This window comes from Streptomyces sp. B8-7 (assembly GCF_058833805.1).
In genome coordinates, this window is sequence record NZ_JBYRRL010000001.1 from 1,072,053 (window position 1) to 1,096,521 (window position 24,469).

Below are 24,469 nucleotides of genomic sequence, written 5' to 3' on the forward strand. Positions count from 1 at the left end.
GCGGAGCACCGGGTGCGGAGGGGTGGGCGGGCTGCCTCGCCGCGGACCGCTCGTCGGCGCCCCCACCCGCGAGGCGCGCGTCGGGCTCCGCACCGTCACCCTCGGCGACGACGGCACCCTGCTCGGCCTGTGGGACGGCAGCCGCGACGGGCTCGTGGTCGCGGCCTTCGGCGTCGGCCACGTCCCGGAGCGTCTCGTCGAAGGGCTCACCGAGCTCGCGTCCCGCATCCCCGTGGTCCTCGCCTCGCGCATCGGCAACGGACCCGTCCTGTCCGACACGTACGGCTTCCCCGGCTCCGAGAAGGACCTCCTCGGACGAGGACTCATCGGCGCCGGAGACCTCGGCCCGTACCAGGCCCGGATCCTCCTGCAGGCCCTGCTCGCCCGGGGCGCCGACGGAGCGACGGTCCGCGAGACCTTCGCCACCGCCTCCGCCCGCTGACCCCACCCCGCCAGGAGACACCCGCACCCGGGTGCTGCGCCGGGCAGACTCCCCGGCGCGCCCGCTCCGGCGCAGTCCCGCCGTTTCGCCACCCGGGTGCGCCGGATCCCCGGCCTCCGGTCGAGGCTCGGTGCCCGTCTCTCTCCGGCCCCTACCCTTCCATGTCACCCGTACGCATCAGCGAATATGCCCGTCAGTGATGACCTGCGTACATTCTGTAGCGGTGGTGACGGCTGCATCGTTCGGGCCCGGACTCCAGATCCGGGGCTGCCCGATGGTGGCCATTCAGGGCTGGCCATGACGATGCCGGGAGGAACGGTCTTGGACGAGCGACGTAGTTGGGAAGAGATGGGTGCCGCGAGCGGGGTGCTCGCGGTGCTGATGTTCGTGGCCGCCTTCATCGCGTTCATGACGACCGACCCTTCCGGGGCCCCGTCCTACCCGTCGATCGAGAACGCGCAGACGGCGAATGACTTCTTCTCCCAGAACGTGAACGGGATGAGGGCTCAGGTGCTGTTCAACACCTTGGGAATCGCACTGTTCCTGTGGTTCCTGGGGGCGCTGTGGAAGGTCCTGCGGGAGGCGGAGGGCGGGGCGGTACGGGGTTCGGCGGTCACGCTCGTCGCCGCGAGCGCCGGTTCGGGCTTGCTGATGGTGGGGTACGCGCTGACCTACTCGATTCTGCTCACGACCAGCCCCGCGCAGGCCGACACGGTACCGGCGCTGTTCACCGCCGCGACCGTGCTGTTCACACTCGGCGGCGGCCTGTTCTCGCTGTTCTTCCTCGCCGTGGGCAAGGTCATCCTGGAGACCCGCGTCATGGGCCGCTGGCTCGGCTGGCTGGCCCTGGTGGCCGCCGTTCCGTCCGTGCTCACCTTCACCAGTCCCTTCTGGGTGAGCGGCGTCCTCAACCCGGCGACCGGGGCGCTCGGGCAGTGGACGTGGTGGGCGGCGTTCGTCGTGTGGCTGCTGCTCGCGAGCCTCGTCCTCGTCTTCCGCAGGCGTCACCCGGTCACGGCAGAGCGGTCCGAGAACGTCGGGCCAGTCCCGACGGTGACGGAAGGGGTGGGCAAGTGAAGCGCTTCCTGCACCGTGTCTGGCGCGTCATCAAGCCGGTCCTGGAACTCGTCGTGGCGGTGGCCGTACTGCTCGTGCTGATCCTCGTGCCGCTGCTCAAGGGGGCCACGCCGCAGATCGCCAACAACCTGAGCGGGTTCCCGGAGAGCCCCCTCGCCAACACCGGGCCGCTCGTCGGGGACCTGAACGCCATCCCCAGGGAAGTCGACTGCATGAAGAGCTATGCGGCCGACCCCGCCAACCACATGGTGAACTACCCGCCCGTGATCGGCGCACCGGAGCACACCGACTCGATCCACAGCGGCGTCTATCCGTGTGCCACATGGACCGGTGACTCCAAGGGGCCCAACCAGGTCTTCATGTACAAGTCCGAGACGAACTACCCCGGCGGCATCGTCTTCGTCACCTTCGGAGGACCCGACGACGCCTACCTCATCGGTGGAACCTCCGGACTGGAGACGTACGCTCCCGGACCGTACGTGTCGAAGTTCAACCCCTCGACCGGCCGGGAGATCTGGCGCCAGCCGCTGTGGAACATCAACACCAACGGCCAGTTCAACCCGGCTCCGAGCATGGCCGTCGGGAAGGAAGGCGTCTACGCGGCGTTCGGCCCGCACGTCTACCGGCTCAACCCCACGTCCGGCGCGATGCTCGCCCACCGGGAAGTGACGATGCTCGACGGCGCACAGAAGGACGCCAACTTCGACGGCTTCCACTTCCTGCCCGACGAGAAGGGCCACATCCTGCTGAAGTCGCAGAACCGCGCGTCCGGTTGCGACACCTACGGCAACTACGCCCTGTCGTCGTGCCCGGGGGCGACCGAAGCCAACCCGAAGACCACGGCCGCCGTCCTCGACCCGGAGACTCTGGACGTCGTCACCACGACCGAGCTGAGCCAGGCGGTCGTGGCCCGTCCGATCGTGACGACCTGGCGGGACAACATCTACGCCTACCTCGACGGGACCGAGACCATCATCCGCCTGCGCTGGGACCCGCAGACCCGGAAACTCACCGAGGACACCTCCTGGGCGCCGAAGTATCTGCTCGACGGCCAGGGCGCGGGTGACGCTCCCGCGGTCGTGGGAAAGTGGATCATCTCCAACGCCAACGCCGCACCCTCGACTCAGGTGCCGATCTGCGCGTTCGCGGTCAGCCAGGACGATCCGAACGACTCCAGCCGCCTGTGCCCGTGGGGCGAGAAACTGCCCGCTCGTGGCATGAGCACGAGTACGTCCGCCGCCGCCTTCTCCACCGACCCGGAGAACGGCCTGTTCTTCATGCAGGACTGGCTCGTGCCGGGCATCTTCGCCGTCCAGATCGACCAGGACACCGGCAAGATGAAGGTGAAGTGGCAACGGGACGACATCACCATGGGCGACTACTTCGCCGCCGTCGGGCCGGCCGGCCAGCGGGTCCTGCTCACGCAGAACGTCATCGACAACAGCCCCGCGAAGGCCCTCGCCGAGGACTCCAACTACGAGGAGACCCTGGTGTGGCTGGACGAGAAGACCGGAAAGACCCTCGCCGAAAGCACCCAGCACTCCGCCACGACCACCGGAAGCCTCATCAACATCGGGTACGGCGGACGCGTCTACATGATGGGCACCCAGGGTTCTCTCTTCATCTTCCAGGTCGTGCCGTGCAAGAACGGCGTGTACATCCCGGAGTCCGTCCAAGGCTCCACGTGCCCGAAGTCCTGAGCCGGTCAGCCGTCCCCCTTCGGCGTGGCGGGGCGCTCGTCCCGCAGGTCCGCGCGGCCGGGGCGCGGGGTACGGGTCTCCCCGCCCGGGCAGGCCGATCGGCGTGACGCCTGCCCGGCCCGGCAGGACGAGCAGCCTCCCGCAGGTGGTGCCGGGACCTGGCGCCGCGGCCCTAGGTGTATCGCCCCGGGAGGTTGTGGACGGGTGATGGAGGTCTCGGCTGGGACTGCTTGAACGGGTGAGGGCCTTCCGGGTTCGGTGTGGATTGCGACGTCTACACCGACCAGAAAGGCCCTCGTGCCCCACCGTAATGCACCCCTGACCGAGACCGGACGCCTGCGCCTGGCCCGCTGTGTGGTCGAGGACGGCTGGCCGCTGCGGCGGGCCGCCGAGCGGTTCCAGGTCTCGCCCACCACCGCCCAGCGGTGGGCCGCCCGCTACCGGGCCCTGGGCGAGGCCGGAATGGCCGACCACTCCTCCCGCCCGCACCACAGCCCCCGGCGGACGCCGACCCGCACCGAACGCCGGATCATCAAGATCCGGCTCCTGCGCCGGTGGGGACCGGCCCGCATCGCGCACCTGCTGGACCTGGTGCCCTCCACCGTCCACCGGGTCCTGACCCGCTACGGCCTGGCCCGCCTCACGCACCTGGACCGGGCCACCGGCCGGAACATACGCCGCTACGAACGCGAACGTCCCGGCGAACTGGTGCACGTGGACATCAAGAAGCTCGGCAACATCCCCGACGGCGGCGGCCACAAGACCCTGGGCCGCCAGGCCGGCCGCAAGAACCGCCGGAACGCCGGCTACAGCTACATCCACACCGCCGTCGACGACCACTCCCGCCTCGCCTACAGCGAGATCCTCACCGACGAGAAGAAAGAAACCGCCACCGCCTTCTGGACCCGGGCCCACGCCTACTTCACCGGCGTCGGGATCACCGTCGAGCGCGTCCTGACCGACAACGGCTCCTGCTACAAGTCCCACGCCTGGCGCGACACGCCGGCAGCGGCCGGGATCACCCACAAACGAACCCGGCCCTACCGGCCCCAGACCAACGGCAAGGTCGAACGCCTCAACCGCACCCTGCTCGACGAATGGGCCTACGCCCGCCCCTACCGCTCAGAACAGGAACGACGCGACGCCTTCCCCCAGTGGCTGCACACCTACAATCACCACCGCGGACACACCGCGCTGAAGGGCAAACCACCCGCCAGCCGCGTCCCCAACCTCACAGGGCAATACACCTAGGCCCCGGGGTCCGGACGGTCGTCGCGGCGCAGGGTGCGGGCGCACCAGCCGATGACCGCGGCGTTGGCCTCCGCCCCGACGGCGACGGCAGCGACGAACCACACGGGGCCGTCCGGCAGCACGAGGAGGACGAGGCTGCCCGGGGCGGTGGCGAGCAGCGGGACGACGCCCGCCATGGACTCACCCGAGTCGTCGCCCAGGGTCACCACGAGCGCCCACCCGAGCAGGACGGCACAGAGCGCCAGATAGACGAGGACGGCGGCCTCGCCGTGGGTGCGGCGCAGGCTGCGGGAGAAGGACCGGCCGGTCATGGGGTGGGGCTCCTTGGCTGCGTCGAGGTGGTCAGAGGTGGGTGCCGGGTGGGTTCGGGCGGGCCAGCCCGAGGTCGTAGGCGAGGATCGTCGCCTGTACGCGGTCGCGCAGGCCGAGCTTGCGGAGCACCGCGTTCACATGGGACTTCACGGTGCCCACGGTGATGCCGAGTTGCTCGGCGATCTCCGCGTTGGTGAGGCCGGACGCCACCAGGGTGAGGACGCCCCGCTGGCTGCCGGTCAGGCTGTCCAGCTCGGGGGTGCTCCCGGCCGGGACCCCCGTACCCGGCCGGGACACGTAGTGGCCGATGAGGCGGCGGGTCGTGGACGGGGCGAGCACGCTCTCGCCGGCCGCCACCACCCGGATGCCCTGCAGCAGTTCCGAGGGGTGCACGTCCTTGAGGAGAAAGCCCGAGGCGCCGGCGCGCAGCGCTTCGAGGACGTACGCGTCGAGGTCGAAGGTGGTCAGGACGAGGACCCTGGGCGCGTCCCGGCGGCCGGTGATGATGCGGGTGGCGGCGATACCGTCCAGTTCGGGCATGCGTACGTCCATGACGACCACGTCGGGTGCCAGCTCTTCGGCGAGCCGCACCGCGGCGGCGCCGTCCGCGGCCTCGCCGACGACCGTCATGTCCTCCTCGGCGTCGATCACGGCGGCGAACCCCGCCCGTACGATGCCCTGGTCGTCGGCGACCAGCACCTTGAGGCTCATCGTTCTCTCTCCTCGTCGTCCCGGTTGTCCGGCGCGAGCGGCAGCCGGAGGTGGACCGTGCCCCGCGGGCCGGTGGTCAGGGTGCCGCCGAGTGCCGAGACCCGCGTGGCCAGCCGCTGGGAGACGGCGGGGTCGGCGACTCGGGGAACCCCGGTGGCGGTGAGTGTCAACGTGTCCGCGTCCGCGTCGAGTTCGAGCACCGCCGGCTCCGCGCCGCCGGCCGTGAGCACCGTCTCGGCGGCGTGGTAGGCGGCCAGGTCGACGGCGGTGGGCAGTCGTCCCGGTACCCGGTCGGTCAGTCGTATCTCGACGTCACGGCCGGTGGCCCGGAGTTGGTGGGCGAGCAGGTCGAGCGCCTGCAGGGTGGGCTGCGGGCGCAGCTCGGGCCCGTTCTCGCTCTTCTGGACCGTGTCGAGCAGAGCGCGCATCGCGGCCAGGGCCTCCCGGGCGCGGTCGGCGGTCGCGTCGAGCCGGCCCGCCTCCGCCTCCGCGACCATGTCGGCGGTGCGGGCGAGCACGGTGCTCTCCAGTCCGGCGGCGATCCTGCGCCGCTCGGCCCACGCGTCCCGGACGGCCTCCTCGGTGAAGGCGGCGAGGCGCTCGTTCCGCGTGGCCAGGCCGGCCCGGGCGCCCCGCCCGTGCAGGCTCCCCGCCCAGCGGGCCGCGCCCACCGCGAGGAACGCGGCGCCCGTCGCCCACGCTGCGACGGCCCAGACGGGGACGGTCGTACCCCGGTCCAGGACGGCTGCCGACGCGGCCGCCGCATGCGCCGCCACGGCGGCGCCCGGGAGGGCCGACCGCGGCCGGGGCGGGCGGGCCGGAAGGAGCACGCGCGGGTGCTCGGCGGCACGGGACGGACCGGCGGCCGTACGGGCCGCGTCCGCCGCGAGCGCCGCACAGGTCGCCAGCAGGCTCAGTGCGGGCGGCAGGGCCACCGGACCGGTGTAGTCGCCCACGGCCATCGCCACCGGCCACAGCAGGGGCAGACCGAGCAGCACGCCGTGGGCCGCGCGGGGTGCCCGGCGCAGCCACAGCAGTGCGACCGTCTGCGCCGCGGTCAGCAGGGCGAAGAGCGCGCCCGCGGACACCGGCGTCCCGCTCGACGCGTCCTGCGCCCGGATGACCAGCGCCGGGAGCAGCGGCTGTACGACCAGACCGACGGCGACCGTCAGTTGCGCCAGGCGGTGCCTTCGCGGAACGGGACGGCCCACCGGGCCGGCGGTCCTGCCCGGCAGGACCGCACGGACCTCCCAGCCGCCGTCCGCCGTCGCGCCGGTGGTGAGGGTGCCGCCCGCCTCCCGGGCCCGGGACCGCAGCAGTCCCTGGCCGCGGCCCCCGCCGAGCCCCGCACCGTGCGCCGCGGCACCGGCCGGCGGTGCCGCGCTCGTCACCACCACATCGGTGCGGGTGTCGCCGTACCGGACCCGCACCCTGGTCCGCGCTCCGGGTGCGTGCCGTGCCACGTTGGTCAGGGCCTCGCGCACGATGCCGTACGCCGCGTCGGCGACGGCGCCGTCCGGCAGGGGGTCGATCCCGCAGTCCGTCCGGTGGCCCAGGCGCCGGAACCCCGCGACCAGGTCCAGCAGCCGTTCCTCCGCCGACGGCAGGGCGTCTCGGGAGGGTGCCGGGGCCCGCACCGCGCCCAGCGCCCGAGTGACCTCGCCGCCCTTCTCGATCGCGAACCCAAGGGCTTCCCGGGCAAGGTGCGGACGACGTTCGCGCAGCCCGAGGGCCGCCCCCGCCGTGACCACGACGGCCGTCAGATGGTGGGCGCTGACGTCGTGCAACTCCCTTTCCATACGGCGCCGTTCGGCCAGCGGGAGCCGGTGGCGCTCGGACTCGGCCCGCTTCAGCAGCTGTTCGCCCGCGCTCCGGGCGAGCCCTCTGCGCCGTACGAGAAGGCCGGCGCCGCACGCGGCGGCGTACAGCACCGCGGTCAGGGCGACGTCGAGTCCGTCCCGGTCGCTGAGTCCGTGCAGGCTGATGCCCTGCAGGAGCTGCCAGGCGGACAGCGCCACCACGCACAGCACGGCGGTGAAGCCGTCGCGTCCGGTCGCCACGGTGAACAGGCCCAGCGCGACACCCGCGGTGCCGAGTACCGCCGTCGCCCCGGCGGGCAGGGGCCCGGCACCCAGCGCACAGGCCGCGGCGACCGCGACGAGGGCGGCCACCGGGCGGACACGGCGGAGGGCGAGCGCGGCCGTCACCACTCCGGCGACCAGGGCCGCCACGAAGAGGGCGGACGCGGGCGGAACGGCCCCGCGCACCAGGGACGACCCGGGCCACACCACGGCCTGGGCGCAGATCAGCAGGACCGGGAGCAGCCGGTCATCGGTTCGATTCATGCCGGATCAAGGCTAAGGCCGCAGGTGAGCGGCCCGACTCCGGCTGAAGGCGGATTCCGGTCTCTTACCTGGGGTGCAGAGCCTGCAGCCGTGGTTCGAGGCGCCGATCGTCCCGCAGCGTGAGGACGGCGCCACGTCCGCGGCCATAGGCTCGATCCCATCGACGGCGCGGTCGGCCACCGCCTGAACGACCACCTCCAAGACCGGTTCCGACAGCGGTTCCCACGAGCTGTCAGCGCCTCCACGCCGTTCCGCACCTTCACCTCTCCGCCTCTTCACCTCTCCGCCTCTCCACCTCTTCACCTCTCCGCCTCTTCACCGAACCCAAGGGGATCTTCCATGCCCAAGCGCATTCTCATCTCTTCGCTCATCGGCGCCGCGGCCCTCGCCGGAGTGACCGCCGGCGGTCTCGCACTGGCCTCGTCCTCCACGGAGCCGACCATGGAGAACGGCTCGGCCCGCTACGCGGCTCCGTCCGACGACGGCGCGGGCTCGTTCACCTACACCGTGGACGTGAGCGACGACTCCGGCATCCGAAACCTCAAGGTCCTCGTCTGGCCCGCGAGTTCGAAGCTGGACCCGACCGAGGCGGAGCTGCGCTCGGCGGAGACCGCCAGGTGCGAGAGCACCTCGGACGAGACGGCCCACTGCACCTACACGCTGAAGGCCACGAAGCAGGAGGCGGCCGAACTGGCCCACGGCACCTGGTACGTCTCGGCTCTGGCGACGGCGGCGGACGGGGACACGACGTTCGTGCCGCGCGCCGCCACCTTCGATGTCGCACGCTGACCCGCGGACTGCGGCCGGGCGCCTCGCTGAGCTCCCGGCCGCAGCCGGTCGATCCCCGTGGTGCCCGACCGCCGGAAACCGCCGGGGGCCCCCGGGGGATCCCTGTTCTCCGTCAGCCTGGTCGAAGCAGGCCGAGCCCCCGCGGATCGACGATGCCCGGCCGCCGGGCCCACGCGGCGATCCCGACGCGACTGCGGGCGGGGCGCTTGCACCGGACACGGCCCGGACGAGTCTTCACCGTGCCCACGGAGACCGGCAGTCCGGCGGCGACCTCCGCTTCGATGAGGCACGCCCCGCCTCCAGGCCGTCGAGGCGGGGCGGGTGCGGCGGGCGAGAGACGGCCGGCCGCCGGACGTCGCCGGCACCCCCGTCCGCCACACCGAGGAGTGACTCCCATGGACGACATCAACTTCGAGATCGCCGCCCCCACCGTGCTGGGGCCGCTGCTGGCCGCGTTCGGCGTGCTGGTGGCCGTCCGCGCACGGCAGGGCCGGGCCGGCTGGACCGGAAGGCACGCGGTGACCCGCCTGCTGGCCGCCGCGTACGCCGCCGGCGTCCTCGCCCTCACGCTCTTCCCGGTCACGGTGACCTACGGCCCGTACGCCAACCTCATGCCGTGGACCGACCAGATCAACTGGACACCGGCGCCCGGCCCCGACCCCAGCATCCTCGCCAACGTGATCCTCATGGTCCCGCTCGGCATGCTGCTGCCCGTGATGTCCGCCCGGGTCGGCTCCGTGGGGCGGGTCACCGCCGTCACGGCCGCGGTGAGCCTCTCCATCGAGCTGACCCAGCTCCTCATGTACGTCGTGTGCAACAACGCCCGTCTGACGGACACCACCGACCTCCTCGTCAACACGCTCGGCGGATTCCTCGGCTGCGTGGTCCTTCACGGCGCGGCCCGCATCCCGGCCGTCGCCCGGCTGCTCGTGCCTCTTGCCCTGCCGGGCTCCGCGTTCGCCTCGAAGGGACGGACCGGCGCCCGTCCCACGACGCGTCCCGGGGAGGAGTCCGCCACCGTCCGCTCCTGACCGTCCGCTCCTGACCGTCCGCTCTCCCGGCACCCGTCCCGAGGCATGGCACCTTCCCGGCCGGCATCACAGGCGCCCCGTGGCGCCGTTGCCGGCGAGCCGCATCAGCAGCACCTCGAACTCCGCGTTCCGCGTGAACTCCGGCTCCCCGCCGTCCTGCCGGACGAGCCGGGTGAGCGTACCCCGGTGCCACCAGTAGACGTCCGGGCTGACCCGGCCGACCGCGTCCTCGAAACGGTCGGTGGTGAAGGCGGCCATGCAGCGGAGCGCCGGGAGCAGATCGGTGCCGTGGACGGTGTCGACGGGACAGAGGGCCAGCTGGTGACGGTTCGGCATGGCCACCAGAGCGCCGTCCGGACCGAGGCCGCGCCCGGTGAGGTGGTGGGCGAGTTCGTCCGCCGTCAGGACACGGCTGGAGGTGAAGAAGGAGCCGCCCGTCACCACGTGGAAGCGAAGGCCCTCCGGGCCGTGCAGGGTCGTGCGGCCGTCCACCGGAAGCGCGCGGAGGCTGTCCAGCGCCTGCGTCCGCAGATCGACGACGCCGCCCAGGGGTGCCAGCGCGTCGTCGGTCAGCGGCAGCACACTGTCGTCCAGATCCAGGGCGAGGACCTCGCACAGGCCGGGCGCGACGACACGGGCGTGGGTGTACCAGCGGATGTCGGGCTCGATGCTGTCCCGGGTGACCACCCAGGGACGCAGCCGGGCGAGAAGCCGCTCGGCGGCGAGGAACTCCGCCGGGGGCGGTCCGTCCGCCGTCTGCAGCACACGGCCGACGTGGTCGCGGATCGCACGGGACCACGTTCTGCGCCCGCGCGCGGCGCTGCTGCGGACGGCCGCGGCACGGTCCGGGCCGGCCGGGGGTTGCGTGCGGACGCCCACCCCGCCGGAGTGGAGCGTGCCGGTCTCGTGGGGGGCGTCGTGCCGGGCACGTCCCGGCGGACGGTGGAAGATCCGCATGCGGCAGCCTTTCCGGTCGGATCCGGTCGGATCGACGGCGGTGATCGGGTCCCTGCTGCCAGGCCGCAACGTGCGAAGTGGCCGGAGGGTTCAGTTCCGTCACGCGGCACCGGGCGCTCCCGACGCCACGCTCCCGACGTCGTGCTCGCGGTGTCACACCCCCGACGTCGTGCCCCCGATGTCACGCTCCCGACGTCGTGCTCGCGATGTCACACCCCCGATGTCATGCTCTCGACGTCACGTCCCCGACTGAACCGTCCCCGGGCACGTGCCGTCGTGCCCCCCTGAGCCGTAGTCGCCGGTCAGGGAGGCCCGCATGCTCTTCTCGTCCCGCACACCCGCCCGCTCCCCGGCCGCAGCGCCGTCGCCGAGCCGTCTCCGGGAGGTCGACGTCCTGCGGGGGTTCGCGCTGCTGGGCATCCTGCTGGTCAATGTGCAGGCGATGGCCGGGCCGCGGGTGGGGGCGGGCGGGGAGCCGGTCCTGTCACAGGTCGACCAGGTGGCCGCGTGGCTGGTCACGGCTCTGGCCTCGGGCAAGTTCTACCTGCTGTTCTCGTTCGTGTTCGGATACAGCTTCACCCTGCAACGGGCCGCGGCCGAGCACGCCGGCGCCCCCTTCGCGCCCCGGCATCTGCGTCGGCTGAGCTGCCTGTTCCTGCTGGGCCTCGCCCACGGCGTGCTGCTGTTCTCCGGCGACGTCCTGACGGTGTACGCGGTGCTGAGTCTCGTACTGTTCGCCGTCCGGGACACCGCGTCACCCACCCTGCTCCGGACCGCGGCCTGGCTCGTCGCCGGCACCGCGGCCTGCCTGCTGGCCTGGGGCTGGCTCACGGTCGCCTACGCCCAGCCGCTGCGTCCGCAGGACGTCACGGCCGTGGTGCACGAGTGGGTGACGGCCCACCGGGGCGAGCCCGGTGCGGTCGTCGGGGCCCGCCTGCGGTCGCTGCGCGACGCGCTGGGCTGGAACATCCTCTACGGAGCCGACATGCTGGCCGCACTCCTCGCCGGACTGGCCGCAGGCCGCCGCAGGGTGCTCGCCGAGACGGACCGGTACCGCCCGTGGATGACGCGGATCCTCCGCTGCGGACTGCCGGCCGGGCTGGCCGGCGGCGTCTTCACGGCGGTGTGCCGCAACGGCCCGCTCGACGCGCGCTGGTACGACGTCGGATCGGCCGTCGGCGTCCTGACCGCCCCGGCCCTGACCGCCGCGTACGCCTGCGGCCTGCTGCTTCTGCTGCGCACCGGCCCCGGCCGGCGGCTCGGGGACGTCCTGGCGCCGGCCGGGCGGATGGCCCTGACCCACTACCTCACCCAGTCACTGGTGGGGGCGTTCGTCTTCACCGGCTACGGCCTGGCCCGGTACGGCCGCCACGGCACGGCGGCGGTCCTGGCCGGGGCCGTCGTCCTGTACGCGGCACAACTCACCGTCAGCAGCCGCCTGCTGCGCCGCGTACGACACGGCCCGGCCGAGTGGCTGCTGCGTACGGCGACGCTGGCGCGGCGGCCCTGAAGCCGCGCGGTGCCCCTACCCTCCGTACGGCCTCGGCGGGGTGACCGCCTCCCGCTGCCATCTGCGCGCCGAGTCCTCGACCGCCGCGGCCGGGCCGCCGGACCAGGAGCGGGCGGCCCGTTCGGTGATGGCGGCCGTCTCCGCCCTGGCCGCTGCCGAGACCGTGCCGGCGTCCGGCTCCTTGTACCAGGGGCGCAGCCGTATCAGGGCGGGGCGCACACCGGTGGCCAGCAACAGGGCCGTGCCCTTGGGCAGGGCGCGGATGCGGTCCGCGGGCAGGACCGGGTCCAGGCGGTAGGAGTACGACCGCGACGTCCCCTCCTTGCTCCTGGAGACCGACGGGGTGCGCACGTCGTGGTTGCCGACGAGCTTGGAGATCTTCTCCACGAAGTCGGCGTCGTCCAGGCCCGCGCCGAGCAGTTTGACCGTGGCCGCGCTCCACATCGCGTCCATGCCCGCCTCGCCCCACACGCGGCTGCCCTGGCGGTAACTCTGCAGCAGGGTGACGACGTTGATGCCGCGCGAGCCGAAGTGGCTGTACAGGTCCGGCAGGTCGGAGATGCGGCAGACGTTGGCGGCCTCGTCGAGGACCGCCGTCATCGGCGGATCGAGCCGGCCGCCCATGCGCTCGGCGGCGACCACGCCCGCCCTCATGGTCGCGTCGGCGAGGCCCGCGATCACGCCCGCGGCCGAGCCGCCGCCGTCCTTGGACAGCAGATAGAGGGTGTCCCGGCCGAGCACGTGCTCGTGCGGCCTGAACTGCGGCAGACGCGGGTCGGGTGTCACCCAGGCCACGATCTCCGGGTCGAGCAGACAGGCCACGCACTGCCGGGCGGTCTCGTAGATGCCGTCGCGGGTCTCCACCGCACCGCGGACCGTGCCCTGCAACTGCTCCGCCATGGCGACCATGCCGACGTCCCGCAGCAGATCGACCGGCGTGCGGTCGGCCGGGTCGGCGAGCCAGGCGAGCAGGTCGAGCACGGACGCCCTGCCGCGGGCGGCGGCGAGGAACAGCGCCGTGAGGGTGTTCTGCGCCGCGGAGATCCAGAAGTCCTTCTTGGACTGGTCGTCGTTGACGGACGCCACGAAGTGCCCGGCCAGCCGGCGGGCGCCCTCGATGGTGTGGCAGTCGGCGAGGATGTCCCACCACATCTCGCGGGGGGCGTGGGCGATGCCCTGCGGGTCGAACGTCCACACCCGGCCGGCCTTCTCGCGTGCGGCGCGGGTCACGGCGTACACGTCGGACTTGTTGGAGGTCAGCAGCACCGCACCCTGCGCGCGCAGCACGCGGGGGACGGCGATACCGGTGGACTTGCCGGCCCGCGGCGCCATCAGGTCGAGCTCCACGTCCTCGAAGGAGGAGCGCAGTTCGGGGCCGCCGGGTGAGAGGTCGCCGAGGAGGTTGCCCGTCTCGTCGGGGTGGAGCTCCTTCCGGCCCTTGAGCGAGGGGCGCAGGTCGCGGGCGCGGGCCGCGACGCCGGCCGGGGCGAGGGCGGCCAGCTCACGGCGGCCGGCCAGTCCCCTGGGCCGCGAGAGGTGGCTCATCACCCTGAGCGCGGCCACGACGCACAGTGCGACGACGGCGCAGAGGAGCAGGACGATCCCGGCCGTCACGCCGACCGACGACGCCCCCGGCCAGAGGGTGCCCGGGCCCTCGGTCAGCAGGGTGCCGAACGAGGACAGGCCGAACTCGGGCGGGTGCCAGCCCGCCCCGGTCACCGCGGCGCCCAGCGTCCCGCCCAGCCAGACGCTCCCGAAGAGCACGAGGAGCACGCCGGACACCGACACGACCGCCCACGGCACGAGTTCGCCGCCGTACATGCGGCCCTTGGCCGCGTTGCCGCTCACCGGGTGCGCCTTCCGGCACCGGCCGCACTTGCGTTCACGTGGTTCACCTCTTGTCGTCCGCCACGGGTCACTCGGAGAAGCCGACGTGCCGGGAGCCGTCGGCGGGCCTGTTCGCCGCCCACCGCTTGTTGGTGTCGTGCAGACGCCGCTCGGTGTCGGTGATGGCGACCTGGATCGGGATGCCGGGCCGGCCACCGACCTTGATCAGGAATCGGCCGCGTCCGGGCGGTTCCTCGCGGTCCCCGCTCGCGGCCCAGCCCGGCGGCGAGGACCAGGAGGAGACCAGTTCGATCTCCCGGCGGGACAGGCCCACGACATGCCCGAGCTCCTCCATCTCCTGGCGGGGCAGCCCCGCGCACACCACCATGCCGGCGCGCTCGACGAAGCCGCGCGCCTTGACCCGGTCGGCGTCGGTGCCCAGCGCCTCGGCGTCCTTCAGGGTGTGTGTGATCTTGGCGTCGCCGAGGCCGAGGGTGCGGTTGAGGCGGGTCAGCGCGTCGATGCGGTCCACGATGCCGGAGGCCGCGCGCAGCGGCCGCCACAGCTCGTCGAGCACGGTGAAGAACCAGCGCCGGGGCGTGAGTCCGGCGTCCGCCAGCGCGTGCGAGGCGGCCACCGTGCCCAGGCCGTCGGACCAGGCCGCGAGCATCGCCGCCGCCGTGAGCTGGGTGTCCGCCTCCCCGATCCGGGAGATGTCCATGCACACCGCGGTCGAGCCGAGGTCGATGCGGGTGGAGGTCTCGGAGGCGAACGTGTCCCCCAACGGCCCGTCCAGGATGCCGAGCAGCGAACGGTGCAGCGGATCCACCGCGTCGCGGTAGCGGGTCTCCTCCCCGCGGTCCAGGGTCACCGCCCGCACCCGGTCGGGGCCTTCGGCGATGACCCGCACCAGGTCGGGCAGCAGCGGCGCGCGGCCCGGCGGTGTGCGTTCGCGCAGATGGTGCAGGGCGGCGGACAGCACGGACTGCTCGTGGTCGTCCATGGCGCGGTCGCGCACGATGGTGACGAGTGCGGCGACCATGTTGAGCACACGGCCGTGGGTCTCCGCGTCCAGCACCCTTCCCGCCTCGCCGCCGATCCTCCGGGCGGCCGCTCCCATGGCACCGGGATCGAGGACGTTGACACCGCCCACGCCGCGGCCGATGGAGATGACCTGGCCGCCCAGGGCGCGCACGGTGTCGGCGTAGTCGGGCTTCAGGTCGCCCAGCACCAGCGGCACCACGCCGGTGGCGGCCAGACCGATGAGCATACGGTTGACCAGGGTGGACTTGCCCAGGCCCGGCATGCCGAGCATGAACAGCGACGGATTGGAGATGTAGTGGGCGCGGGTGAACCACGACATCGGGTCGCCGCACACGGTGGCTCCGGTGAACAGGTGCTGTCCCAGCGGGACGCCGGTCATGGGCGCGCCGGAGCCCGCCGCGAACGGCCACAGCCCGCAGGCCTGCACGGTGGTGGCCCGCCACATCGACGGCGGGTCCAGGTGGGCGACCTGCCCGCCGCCGGGGCCGGACCAGCCGCGGACGGGAGCGAGCGGCTCCCCGGCCGGCCGGCCGGGCTTGTTCTTCTTCCCGCTGTTCTTCCCGCTGTTCTTCCCGCTGTTCTTCCCGCTCTTCTTCTTCCCGCTCCTCGGGGACCTGTGGTCCGGGTCCTCGTCCCGGTACCCGACCGGGGCGAGGTCGTCCTGGTGCGCGCCCCTGCCCCTGCCGCCCGTCTCCTCGGTCCTCACAGCGCTTCCTTCAGCTCGCGCGGCATCAGCGTGTGCTCCCACGGCAGGATCCCGACCGGCAGTGTGCAGCTGAAGGCCGCCGCCTGCATCCGGTCGGCCGGGCGCATCAACAGCCGTGCTCCGGCGAGCAGATTGCGCACCGTCATGTTCGCCTCCGTCAGCTCGGCGTCGGAGTCGACCGTCACCGTGACCATCAGCGAGAACTCCACCAGGCCGGCCCCGGTGGCCTCCTCCACCGCCGTCTGCTCGGCGGCGCGCACCTCGTTGACGGCGCGCGCCTGCACCATGCCGCGCCGGGAGGTGGCCATGAACTGGGCCGCCCGCCGGTCGGCCTCGACGATGCGCGCCGAGGTCGCCGGGTCGATGGGCCGGTACAGCAGGGCCACCCGCTTGCGGCGGGTGCCGGGCGCGTCCTCCAGCAGGCCGCGCAGCACCTGGGCGCGCACCGTGCCGCGCGGTGCCAGAGTGAGCATCCAGGTCCGTGACACCCCCGAGTCGTGCTGGTACGCGTTGACCTTCTCGACGGCCGCCGCGGGACCGGCGTCGTCCCAGTCCAGGCCGGTGCCGCCGTGGACGGCACGGGCTTCGAGGACGTCGGCCGCCACGGCCGGGTCGTAGGCCACCCGGACGACCTCGGCGATGTTCTCGGCCGACAAGGGGGCGGCGGGCCCACCGCCCGCCCTCACCACTCCGTCCAGCAGGCCGGGAATGCGGACGGCCAGGTCGGCGATGATGTCCTCGCTCCTGCGTTTCTGCCCGGCCGGCATCCCGTAGGTCAGCGCGAGGTAGGTGTGCATCTCCGAGGAGGCGGTCGGATAGCGCTGCACCACCTCCTCCATCACGGCCCGCGCCGCCGCCGGGGCGCCCGGGTCGATGCGCGGCAGCACCTCGTTGGCCAGCCGGGTTCCGGTGTCGGGGGCTGTCTCCACGATCACCGAGGCCCCGCGCAGGTTCGGCTCGCCGGACAGCCGGGCCAGCCAGTGGCCCCATGCCGCGACCCAGTTGTCGACCTGGTCGGGGTCGACCAGGGATCCGCCGTCGGGTTCGCAGCCGAGCACGATGGTGTACAGGTTCCTGCCGGGGTGGTGCAGCACGCCGAACGGCTGGTCGTAGGCGTCCCTGCCCTCCGTCACCCTGACCCGGCTGAGCAGTCCCGGCGGGCGGAACCTGCCGCCCGGCCGCTGCGACAGCGGACCGGAGACATAGGTGGTCACCCCCTTGGCCCTGCGCCGGAACCAGCCGATGCGCAGGGCGGTGAGCTGGTAGACGTTGCGCCCGTCCTGGGTGCGCACGGCCAGCGGGAGCAGGAACACGCACTGGATGACGAGCACGACCAGGGTGACGTGCAGTGAGATCAGCGACACCAACAGGTCGAGGACGAGCCCGCCGAACAGCCCGATGGTGCCGACGAGCCCGAACGGACCGAGGCCGGGCCGCCTCGGCCTGCGCCAGTTCCCGTACGTCGGGTCAGCGGTGGCGGTTTCGGTGGACATGGCTGTACGTGTTTCCCTTCCGTTGGATGGAACGCGAGGACGGCCGGGGAGGGCCCGGCCGCGCCCGTCGATCAGTCCGGGGGCGCGGCCTCAGCCGTGGACCGGGGGCCGGGCGGCGGGCCGGGCGCGGAGGAAGGCCCCGCCCCGCCCGGTCCGGTGACGCTCAGCGGCCGCCGCTGCCGCCACTGCTGCCGCCGCCGCTGCCCTGTTCCCCGTCGGCGCCCTCGATCCCGCTCCGGGCGACGTTCACGGAACCCTTGGCGATCTTCCCCACCACGGTCATCGCGGCGAGGGCGGGGTTCGCCGCGGCTCCCGCCTCTGCGGACGTGCCCGCTGACGAGGTCCCGCCGCCTGCGCCACGGCGGCCCGCTCCGCCGGGCGCGCCGTCACCGCCGCTCGCCCCCGAGGGGCCGCGGGACCCGGAGGCACCGCCGGCGCCGCCGCTGCCGCTGCGGCCGCCCGAGTCGGCCAGCGCCACCGCTCCGGAGGCGAGGCCGCCGGCCAGGCCCATGGCGGCGGACCCGGCCGAGTCGCCGCCGAGGGCGGCCGTCGCCGGGACGACCAGTCTCATGAGCGCCGGCAGGGCGACGGCCGACAACAGCAGGGTGGCCATTCCCGCGAGCTGTGTGTCGGCGTTGCTGTACCCCTCCGACTTGTCGACCATGACGGCCCCCGAGTACATGATGAGAGCGACCGTGGGCTTGTACAGCAGCCAGGCGATCATCCAGCCGATGTGCTTGCGCCACCAGGTACCGCCCCAGTCCGTGATGGAGGCGGCGGCCGCCAGGGGCAGCGTGCCCATCAGCATGATCATCACGCCGAGCCGGACCCACATCAGGATCGCGTGGACGATGCCGGCAAGGATCAGCAGACACCCGATGACCAGCAGCAGCATGTCCGGGATGACCGCACTGCCGGGGCAGTTGACCCCGGACATCAGGGCGGCGAGGGTGCTGTCGAACAAGTAGTCGTGGTACCGCTCGGTGAGCCCGACGAACGAGTCGATCAGAGCGGTCGCGGCCGCGGAGACCACGACGACGCGCAGGACGCCCTTCATCGCGGTCGTGCCCGGTTCTCCGCGCCGCTCCAGCGCCATCTTGACGGCGGCGACGAGCAGCGAGCCGCACGCGAGGTACACGACGATCCACTGTGTCGCGCCGCCGATCTTGTTCGACGCGCCCTTGTTGATGGAATCGATGTCTCCGACGGCGCTGAAGATCCCGATGGCGCCCTTGATCACGATCTTGGCGACCATTTCGATCATCTCGCCGATGGGATCGTCGAACATGCCGAGGAGATCGAGTCCGCCGTCGCACCCTTCGCCCTGAGCAGCCAGCAGCATGTCACCCTCCCCACATGACGAAGCCGTCGGGATCCGCTGTCCGTCTCACGGCCGAGTAGAGGGACGCGTCGGGCCGCAGCGCCACCTTCCAGTCGCCCTCCCGCCAGCGCACGGACACCGACGTCGACAGGTAGCCGCCGGTGGGACTGGTGAGGAGCAGCCGTACGGTCGCGGAGTCGCCCGAGTACGACGCCAGGGAGTAGCCCGCGAACCGCCCGATGGCGCGCTCCTCCAGGTCCGTCTCGTCGGCCCTCGCCTTGCCGTCGACGAACGCGTCGCGCGGCTCGCCGGGCACCACCTGCTGCTCCGTGACCATGCGCCAGGCGGCGCCGCTCAACTCGACGGGAATGACGTGGGCCGCCAGCACCGCCCCCGTGGGCGTGTGGGCGAAGCACCACCACATGGTGGCCTCGGTGCGCAGCGGGCCGGCCGACGGCGAGGTGGGCACCATGACGGCGACGAGCTTGCGCCACCGCACGTCCGTCGGCGCGGCGGTGGGACGCGCGGTGTCCCGGTCGTCGGTACGGCAGTTCTCCGCGCGGCCACCCGGACCCTGCCGGACCCGCTGCGGGTCGCCGGGAGACAGCGGACCGCCGAGCCCGGCGAGCGTCTCCCGGCTTCCGGCCGAGCCGTCCTCGCCCGTGCCGCTGTCCGGACCCATGGTGTCGTTCACGAAGGCCATCAGCGACATGACCACGATGAATCCCAGGAACAGGGCCGCATTGATCCAGCCCTGCTCCTTGTAGAAAGGCCCGTCCACCGGACCTCTTTTTCGTTTTGTGCCGAACATGTCGACGGGCCTCTCCTGCGGTCGGGTTCTGGGGCGAGACACGCCCTAGGCGAAGAGGAACTCGACGACGGGCCCCGCGGTGGCCACGAGGACGCAGCCGCCCGCCACCATGCCGAGGCGGCTGAGGTGCTCCGACCCCTCACCGCGCTTCATGGACACGGCCATCATGATTCCCGTGATGAGGACACCCGCCACACCGGCGGCGGTACCCGCCCACGCCGCGATGCCCAGAACGAGGTTCACCTTCTCGGTGAGTACACCCGGGGCGTTCTTCGTCGGCTGCGGGACGTCACCGTTCGCCAGATGGTTCCCGCCGGCCAGGTGGAGGAGGTGCAGGGTGTCCTTCATGGGATTCTCCGTAAGGTGTTGCAGGAAGCGAGCAGGGGCTTGTCCGGCCGGCTGGGAGCCGGCTACAGCAGGAAATTGACGATCGGTGCGGCGGAGGTGCCGAGGACGCAGGCGCCGATGACGAAGAAGCCCCCTCTGAAATAGGTCGCCCCTTCGCCCATTTCGCCGCGGCGCAGCTGCAGGGCCATCTGGGTGCCCACGACCACCAGGCCCCCCACGGAGGCGGCCGACACCATCCAGGAGAGGTAGCCGAGCAGTTCGCCGGCCTGGGGCTGCGGGTCGAAGGGTCCGTGAGGGCCGAAGTCGTCGGGGTTGATGCCCGCCCTGGTGATCCAGCCGGCCGACGGCTTCACCTCGCCCTCCCCGCCTGCCCGGCCCGAGCCGCGATGCTTCGGGCCAGCACGCGCACCGCCCTGGGCAGTTGGCCGGCCTCCTCGCCGAGGCGCCAGGCCGGGACCCACGGAACGCGGTGGACCTCGGCCGCCGAACGCAGCACCCGCACGCGTCGGCCCAGCGGGCGCGGCAGCCGTCCCGGCGCGTCGGCGACCAGCACGACGGCCAGGAGCTGCACTCCCGCGGGATGCTCCCCCTTGCGCAGTGCGTTCAGTGCCTGGGACGCCGCCCTCATGCCCGCGGTGTGGGTGCGTGCCACCACCAGCACCCGGCCGGGCTCACCCCTGGCCGGGTCGGGCCACCGACGGCCGAGGTCCGCGCCGCCCAGGACCCGGGCGAGCGTGCTCGCCCCGGAGCCCCCGTGCGCGGTGACCCAGGCGACCTGGTGGCCCGGGGACGCCGACGGCGCTCCTCCGGCCGGCGCGGGGGGCCCGGGCAGCGCGGTCCGGGCCGCGGGGCGCGACGGTGCGGCCGGTGCCGTACGCGCCGGTGCGGCCGGTGGCGGCGCGGCCTGTTGTGCGACCGGTCCGCGGACCCACATCTGCGAGCCGGCGGACGTCGCCGAAGGGACGCCCATGCGCGTCCACCCCTTCCCTCGTTTCCCCTCGTTCGCGTACTGCGGCGGATCCCGGATTGAACTGATGGAGCGCCGTGTCCGTTGCGGCGTGCGGTGCTCGCGGTGATCCGTCGGGCAGCCACTACGGGAAAACCGGTGACCTGGTTCAAGGCCGCCGGGGACCCGGGTCGTGCGGGCGAACGCAAGGGGTGTGACGGGACGTGAGCGCAGCTGCCGGCGAGGACGAGCAGGCCCAGAAGGACAGGACCAGGAACACGGTGCTCTTCGCCGGACTGGCCGGAGCGCCGGTCCTGGGGTGCATCGCCTTCGTCCTCCTCGTCGTCCTCGCCATCGGGACGCTGGTCGCGTGCCTCCTCGGGTTCGTGTTCTGGCCGCTGATGCTTCTCTGCAAGATCAACCTCCTGCCCTGCGGCGACGACAGCGACGGAGGGGGGCTGGACAACGACCAGGTCGTCGCCGCGTTCAGGAGCGACGGCAAGGGGCAGCTGAACTCCGCCACCGTGCCCTCCGCGTACGTCACGCTCGTCGAGGAGGCCGGGAACGAGTGCCCGCAGATCGGCTCCATCGTCGTCGCCGCGCAGATCCAGCTGGAGTCGGGGTGGAACGAGAAGCTGGTCGGCCCCGACGGGGCCGAGGGCATCTCCCAGGTGCCCCCGGACAAGTTCAAGGAGTTCGGCGAGGACGCGGACGACAACGGCAAGACCTCGGGCCTGGACGCCGCGGACTCGATCAAGGCGCAGTCCCGGTACATGTGCTCACTGGCCGCGGAGATCGACACGCTCGTCGCCGGCAACGAGGCCGAGGGGGATCCCCTGGACCTGACCCTGGCGGCGTACGACAGTGGCCTGGACGCGGTCAGGCAGGCGAAGGGCGTACCGGACAACGACCGGGCGCAGAGCTACGTCATCGGCGTCAGGTCGGGCTTCGTCCTGTACTCCAACTCCGTCGACATGCCGTACGAGTCGCCGTACCCCTCTCTCAGCCCGCGGCCCACGCCCTCGTCGTGACCAGCCCAGCAAGGAGCCGGCCAGTGTGGCGCACACGCACCCGACGGGACCAGGACGCACACGACGGCCCGGCTGCGCGGCCGCCGGCCTCCTCCGCTGCGGTCGAGGTGCTGATACGCCCGGACGGCAGTGCGCTGGTCAACGGCGCACCCCTGCCCGTACCGGACGGCCGGCCCGTTCACGTGGCCGTGCTCGATGCGATGCACCGTCGGGCGCAGGCTCTGGGCGCGCCCGTGGAGGCGGCGATCCTCGACCGGCAGGAGGGCTGCACCACCCGAGTCGAGGTCGCCCCCGACGGTTCGAGCCGGGTCCTCCGCCACGAGCAGCGCGACGAGAGGCCCGAGGCGGAGCCCCGTCCCGCCGCCGGACCGCCACCGCCCGCGGCCGGGCCGGCGTCCGCGGCCGGGCCGGCGCACGCCGGTGAGCCGCTGTCCGCGGGCGGAGCGCCGTCCGCCGCCGGACCGTCCTCGCCCGCCGGTGCCGCTCCGGCCGGGCCCGCGCACCCGGCCGGGCCACGACCCGTCACCGGGGACGCGCAGATCCCGGCCGAGCTCGCCGAACTCGTCGCGCTCGTGCGCCGGTCCCTGGACAGCGGCGCACGGGAACGGGCGGCGGCGCTCGCCTTCCGGCTGCGGGAGCACACCGCACGCGCCTTCGGCCCCTCGCACCCCCACACGCTGGAGGCGCACGCCCTGGAGGCGTTCGTCGCACACCGGAGCGACAACCACCGCCTCGCCACGGCCACCTGCATCGAACTCGCCCGGATCCGCCACCGGCAGGGCGACCCCCGGGCCCGTGAGGAGCTGACGCGCGCGGTCGCGGCGTGGCTGCTGAACGACGACGTGCCGTCCGCCGTCGACCACGGCCGGGCCCTGCTCGCCACCCTGCTCGCCGTGTGGCCCGTGCACCCGCACCAGGACGGGCCGGCCGTGACGGACACCGCGGTGCCGCACCTCGTCAATCGCCGTATGCACGCCCTGACCGCCGCGCCGGCCCCCCACGTCAACGGAGCCGTCTGAGCGGGAAACCCCAGCTCGGCAGGGCGGCGGTGGCCCAGTGCCACGGCGTGTGCGGCCCCGCCGCCACCCTGTGCGGCCCGGCATCGCGCCGCCATGAGCCGCTCGTGCCGTCAATCGCCCGTCAACACGACGTGGAACTCCCCTCGCAAGACTCCCCGCGAATCGAGGCCGCTGACCACGGCCTCGAAACCCGACCTCCGTCACGAGGTCACAGGACGAGGGAGTGCGACCTTGAGCTGGACCGTCATGGGTTCCACGGGAGCGGTCACCGCCCGGGAACGAGCGATGCGCACGTTGTACGACCGGCAGGCCGGGGATCTGTACAAGTTTGTGCTGCGGCTGCTGGGAGGCGATCAGCACAGAGCGGAGGACGTGGTGCAGGAGACGTTCCTGCGCTGCTGGCGCACCCAGGACCTGGAGAGCGGCGAGCCCCTGCGGCCGTGGCTGTTCCGGGTGGCCCGCAATCTCGTCGTCGACGAGTACCGGCTGCGCATGGCCCGCCCCCAGGAGGTCGACGGCACCGTCTGGCTGGACGAACTGCTGGCGAAGCGCGACGACGTCGACCGGCTGCTGTCCTCGGTGGTGCTCAGGGACGCGTTCAAGGCGCTGTCACCCAAGCACCGCGAGGTGCTGTACGAGACCTACTACACCGGCAGGTCGACGCGCGAGGCGGCCCACGTGCTCGGTATCCCGCCGGGCACCGTCAAGTCACGCCTGTACCACGCGGTGCGGGCCCTGCGGATGGCCCTGGGCGTCGTCGCGGCTCCCGACGAGGAGGTCGGCGTGAAGCCCGCGTGGTGGTCCACGCCCGCGGCGTGAGGCGCCGCGGACTCATCTCGCCGCCTCGGCGTCCTGTGCGGGGCGCTCCCAGGACGGCATCGGGCGCCGTCCCCGCGCCGCGGCGGACCGGTCCGCCGCGGGAAGCGCTCGGGGCAGCGGTTCCGCGGGGTGCGCGCGCGGCAGCGGCTCGCCGCCCGCCGCGCGGGCCGCTGCCAGCCATGCCTGGTGTTCCAGGACGGCGGTGAGCGCGCTGCCGTCCTCACCCGGGATCTGGTTGCGCAGGCGGACCACGCCGATCCCGGCCGACAGCGCCGTGTCCAGGTCGGTGATCTGCAGCCAGACCGTCTCGGCGCGAGCCGCCGCGGCCTCGGCCCGCTCGCCGTCCCCCCGGTAGTGCCAGCGCTCGGCGACGTCGCGGAACAGCCGCACGCCGCCGCCGGCGTCTCCGGCCAGGACGGCGACGCGGGCCCGCACCTCGCGGATGCCCAGGGCGTCGGGGTGGGAGACACCGAGAGCGCCGGCCGCCTGTTCGTCGAGCAGCGCGGCGAGCTCCGCGGCCCGGTCGACACGGCCGGCCTGAAGGTGCTCCGTGATCAGGGCCAGCGACTCGGCGTACGCGTCGGGCCCGGTGCGCGGATCCGGTTCGGCCACCCCGGGTGCTCCGGCCGGGGCGGTGGCGGCCCTCGCCGGGTGGGCCGGAGGCCTGCCGTCGCCTCTCTTCGGCGCCCTCGCACGCTGTCCGCCGCCCGGGAGCTCGCTCACCGCGCCGTCGGGCGACACGGCCAGGTGCCATACGGTGCCGTCCGGCTCGGTGGCCCTGGCCCGCACCGGACGGCCGAGCCTGGTGGCCGCGGCGGCCACCGTGCCGACGGCCGAGGTACGGCTGGGGTGCCTGGTGACGGGGACCAGCGGGCCGGAGGCGACGACCCGGCCGTCGTCGTGCACGGCGAGGGTGTAGACCGGCCAGGCGGGCACGTCGGTGGACTCGTGCGGCGTGTGCATGAACTGTCTCCGGGTG

The 24,469-nt window shown here is 73.1% G+C and carries 23 protein-coding genes; 10 read left to right on the forward strand and 13 right to left on the reverse strand.

What is annotated here, in order from left to right; all coding sequences use genetic code 11:
• Positions 1-22 precede the first annotated feature (22 nt).
• From AC5K6T_RS04460 to AC5K6T_RS04475, 4 genes are all read left to right on the forward strand, one after another.
• Positions 23-442 (forward strand): L-asparaginase family protein, encoded by a 420-nt coding sequence (locus tag AC5K6T_RS04460; RefSeq protein ID WP_493205816.1) that lies wholly within the window; start codon positions 23-25, stop codon positions 440-442.
• Between the two features lie 321 nt (positions 443-763).
• Complete coding sequence (locus AC5K6T_RS04465; protein WP_493205818.1) at positions 764-1,519, forward strand: DUF4386 family protein; 756 nt, start codon at positions 764-766, stop codon at positions 1,517-1,519.
• Entirely contained in the window at positions 1,516-3,219 is a 1,704-nt protein-coding gene (locus tag AC5K6T_RS04470) for a hypothetical protein (protein ID WP_493205819.1), read from the forward strand. The genes AC5K6T_RS04465 and AC5K6T_RS04470 overlap by 4 nt, the downstream gene beginning before the upstream one ends.
• 297 nt (positions 3,220-3,516) lie before the next feature.
• Complete coding sequence (locus tag AC5K6T_RS04475) at positions 3,517-4,470, forward strand: IS481 family transposase (protein ID WP_493205821.1); 954 nt, start codon at positions 3,517-3,519, stop codon at positions 4,468-4,470.
• On the opposite strand, the gene AC5K6T_RS04480 is transcribed toward AC5K6T_RS04475, so the two are convergent.
• From AC5K6T_RS04480 to AC5K6T_RS04490, 3 genes are read right to left on the reverse strand one after another with little or no spacing between them, the layout of a single operon-like run.
• Complete coding sequence (locus tag AC5K6T_RS04480) at positions 4,467-4,781, reverse strand: SCO4225 family membrane protein (protein WP_493205823.1); 315 nt, start codon at positions 4,779-4,781, stop codon at positions 4,467-4,469. The genes AC5K6T_RS04475 and AC5K6T_RS04480 overlap by 4 nt on opposite strands.
• 31 nt (positions 4,782-4,812) lie before the next feature.
• The gene (locus tag AC5K6T_RS04485) at positions 4,813-5,493 is read right to left on the reverse strand and encodes a response regulator (RefSeq protein ID WP_493205825.1); all 681 of its coding nucleotides are present in this window, start codon (positions 5,491-5,493) and stop codon (positions 4,813-4,815) included.
• On the reverse strand, positions 5,490-7,838 hold the full coding sequence (locus AC5K6T_RS04490; protein WP_493205826.1) for a histidine kinase: 2,349 nt from the start codon (positions 7,836-7,838) through the stop codon (positions 5,490-5,492). The genes AC5K6T_RS04485 and AC5K6T_RS04490 overlap by 4 nt, the downstream gene beginning before the upstream one ends.
• A 339-nt stretch (positions 7,839-8,177) precedes the next feature.
• Here AC5K6T_RS04490 and AC5K6T_RS04495 point away from each other — a divergent pair, with 339 nt between their 5' ends.
• Entirely contained in the window at positions 8,178-8,627 is a 450-nt protein-coding gene (locus tag AC5K6T_RS04495; RefSeq protein WP_493205828.1) for a DUF5707 domain-containing protein, read from the forward strand.
• A gap of 395 nt (positions 8,628-9,022) precedes the next feature.
• Positions 9,023-9,658, forward strand: a complete 636-nt coding sequence (locus tag AC5K6T_RS04500; RefSeq protein ID WP_493205829.1) for a VanZ family protein — start codon at positions 9,023-9,025, stop codon at positions 9,656-9,658.
• Positions 9,659-9,724: 66 nt separating this feature from the next.
• Here the strand turns inward: AC5K6T_RS04500 and AC5K6T_RS04505 are convergent, their stop codons facing one another.
• The gene (locus AC5K6T_RS04505; RefSeq protein ID WP_493205830.1) at positions 9,725-10,615 is read right to left on the reverse strand and encodes a hypothetical protein; all 891 of its coding nucleotides are present in this window, start codon (positions 10,613-10,615) and stop codon (positions 9,725-9,727) included.
• A 316-nt stretch (positions 10,616-10,931) separates the two neighbouring features.
• Between AC5K6T_RS04505 and AC5K6T_RS04510 the strand changes: the two genes are divergently transcribed.
• The gene (locus tag AC5K6T_RS04510; RefSeq protein ID WP_493205832.1) at positions 10,932-12,125 is read left to right on the forward strand and encodes a DUF418 domain-containing protein; all 1,194 of its coding nucleotides are present in this window, start codon (positions 10,932-10,934) and stop codon (positions 12,123-12,125) included.
• Between the two features lie 15 nt (positions 12,126-12,140).
• Here AC5K6T_RS04510 and AC5K6T_RS04515 read toward each other — a convergent pair whose 3' ends face one another.
• The 8 genes from AC5K6T_RS04515 to AC5K6T_RS04550 all read right to left on the reverse strand — a co-directional run bounded on the left by AC5K6T_RS04515 (position 12,141) and on the right by AC5K6T_RS04550 (position 20,645).
• The gene (locus AC5K6T_RS04515; protein ID WP_493207332.1) at positions 12,141-13,946 is read right to left on the reverse strand and encodes a type IV secretory system conjugative DNA transfer family protein; all 1,806 of its coding nucleotides are present in this window, start codon (positions 13,944-13,946) and stop codon (positions 12,141-12,143) included.
• A gap of 94 nt (positions 13,947-14,040) precedes the next feature.
• The gene (locus AC5K6T_RS04520) at positions 14,041-15,456 is read right to left on the reverse strand and encodes a putative type IV secretion/conjugal transfer ATPase (protein WP_493207334.1); all 1,416 of its coding nucleotides are present in this window, start codon (positions 15,454-15,456) and stop codon (positions 14,041-14,043) included.
• A gap of 242 nt (positions 15,457-15,698) precedes the next feature.
• Positions 15,699-17,195 (reverse strand): SCO6880 family protein, encoded by a 1,497-nt coding sequence (locus AC5K6T_RS04525; protein ID WP_493205833.1) that lies wholly within the window; start codon positions 17,193-17,195, stop codon positions 15,699-15,701.
• 163 nt (positions 17,196-17,358) lie between these two features.
• The gene (locus AC5K6T_RS04530; protein ID WP_493205834.1) at positions 17,359-18,537 is read right to left on the reverse strand and encodes a hypothetical protein; all 1,179 of its coding nucleotides are present in this window, start codon (positions 18,535-18,537) and stop codon (positions 17,359-17,361) included.
• Between the two features lies 1 nt (position 18,538).
• Positions 18,539-19,297, reverse strand: coding sequence for a DUF8175 domain-containg protein (locus AC5K6T_RS04535; RefSeq protein ID WP_493205836.1), 759 nt, complete (start codon positions 19,295-19,297; stop codon positions 18,539-18,541).
• Positions 19,298-19,372: 75 nt separating this feature from the next.
• Positions 19,373-19,675 carry a hypothetical protein gene (locus AC5K6T_RS04540; protein ID WP_493205838.1) on the reverse strand — a complete coding sequence of 101 codons (303 nt, stop codon included), beginning with the start codon at positions 19,673-19,675 and terminating at the stop codon, positions 19,373-19,375.
• Between the two features lie 62 nt (positions 19,676-19,737).
• Entirely contained in the window at positions 19,738-20,028 is a 291-nt protein-coding gene (locus AC5K6T_RS04545; protein ID WP_493205840.1) for a hypothetical protein, read from the reverse strand.
• Positions 20,025-20,645: a DUF6668 family protein gene (locus AC5K6T_RS04550; protein WP_493205842.1), complete on the reverse strand. Its 621-nt coding sequence runs from the start codon at positions 20,643-20,645 to the stop codon at positions 20,025-20,027. The genes AC5K6T_RS04545 and AC5K6T_RS04550 overlap by 4 nt, the downstream gene beginning before the upstream one ends.
• Before the next feature lie 200 nt (positions 20,646-20,845).
• On the opposite strand from AC5K6T_RS04550, the gene AC5K6T_RS04555 reads away from it, so the two are divergent.
• The 3 genes from AC5K6T_RS04555 (at position 20,846) to AC5K6T_RS04565 (ending at position 23,490) form a co-directional block, all read left to right on the forward strand.
• On the forward strand, positions 20,846-21,652 hold the full coding sequence (locus tag AC5K6T_RS04555; RefSeq protein ID WP_493205844.1) for a lytic transglycosylase domain-containing protein: 807 nt from the start codon (positions 20,846-20,848) through the stop codon (positions 21,650-21,652).
• A 23-nt stretch (positions 21,653-21,675) separates the two neighbouring features.
• A complete protein-coding gene (locus tag AC5K6T_RS04560; RefSeq protein ID WP_493205846.1) occupies positions 21,676-22,671 on the forward strand; it encodes a hypothetical protein in 996 nt (331 codons plus the stop codon).
• Between the two features lie 231 nt (positions 22,672-22,902).
• Positions 22,903-23,490, forward strand: coding sequence for a sigma-70 family RNA polymerase sigma factor (locus tag AC5K6T_RS04565; RefSeq protein WP_493205848.1), 588 nt, complete (start codon positions 22,903-22,905; stop codon positions 23,488-23,490).
• Positions 23,491-23,502: 12 nt separating this feature from the next.
• Here AC5K6T_RS04565 and AC5K6T_RS04570 read toward each other — a convergent pair whose 3' ends face one another.
• Positions 23,503-24,453, reverse strand: a complete 951-nt coding sequence (locus AC5K6T_RS04570) for a hypothetical protein (protein WP_493205850.1) — start codon at positions 24,451-24,453, stop codon at positions 23,503-23,505.
• Positions 24,454-24,469 lie beyond the last annotated feature (16 nt).

Bases quoted from the DNA above. Each gene is read 5' to 3' on its own strand.
- AC5K6T_RS04480 (WP_493205823.1), bottom strand. From the start codon at position 4,781: ATGACCGGCCGGTCCTTCTCCCGCAGCCTGCGCCGCACCCACGGCGAG.
- AC5K6T_RS04485 (WP_493205825.1), bottom strand. From the start codon at position 5,493: ATGAGCCTCAAGGTGCTGGTCGCCGACGACCAGGGCATCGTACGGGCG.
- AC5K6T_RS04490 (WP_493205826.1), bottom strand. From the start codon at position 7,838: ATGAATCGAACCGATGACCGGCTGCTCCCGGTCCTGCTGATCTGCGCC.
- AC5K6T_RS04495 (WP_493205828.1), top strand. From the start codon at position 8,178: ATGCCCAAGCGCATTCTCATCTCTTCGCTCATCGGCGCCGCGGCCCTC.
- AC5K6T_RS04500 (WP_493205829.1), top strand. From the start codon at position 9,023: ATGGACGACATCAACTTCGAGATCGCCGCCCCCACCGTGCTGGGGCCG.
- AC5K6T_RS04505 (WP_493205830.1), bottom strand. From the start codon at position 10,615: ATGCGGATCTTCCACCGTCCGCCGGGACGTGCCCGGCACGACGCCCCC.
- AC5K6T_RS04510 (WP_493205832.1), top strand. From the start codon at position 10,932: ATGCTCTTCTCGTCCCGCACACCCGCCCGCTCCCCGGCCGCAGCGCCG.
- AC5K6T_RS04515 (WP_493207332.1), bottom strand. From the start codon at position 13,946: ATGTACGGCGGCGAACTCGTGCCGTGGGCGGTCGTGTCGGTGTCCGGC.
- AC5K6T_RS04525 (WP_493205833.1), bottom strand. From the start codon at position 17,195: ATGTCCACCGAAACCGCCACCGCTGACCCGACGTACGGGAACTGGCGC.
- AC5K6T_RS04530 (WP_493205834.1), bottom strand. From the start codon at position 18,537: ATGCTGCTGGCTGCTCAGGGCGAAGGGTGCGACGGCGGACTCGATCTC.
- AC5K6T_RS04540 (WP_493205838.1), bottom strand. From the start codon at position 19,675: ATGAAGGACACCCTGCACCTCCTCCACCTGGCCGGCGGGAACCATCTG.
- AC5K6T_RS04550 (WP_493205842.1), bottom strand. From the start codon at position 20,645: ATGGGCGTCCCTTCGGCGACGTCCGCCGGCTCGCAGATGTGGGTCCGC.
- AC5K6T_RS04570 (WP_493205850.1), bottom strand. From the start codon at position 24,453: ATGCACACGCCGCACGAGTCCACCGACGTGCCCGCCTGGCCGGTCTAC.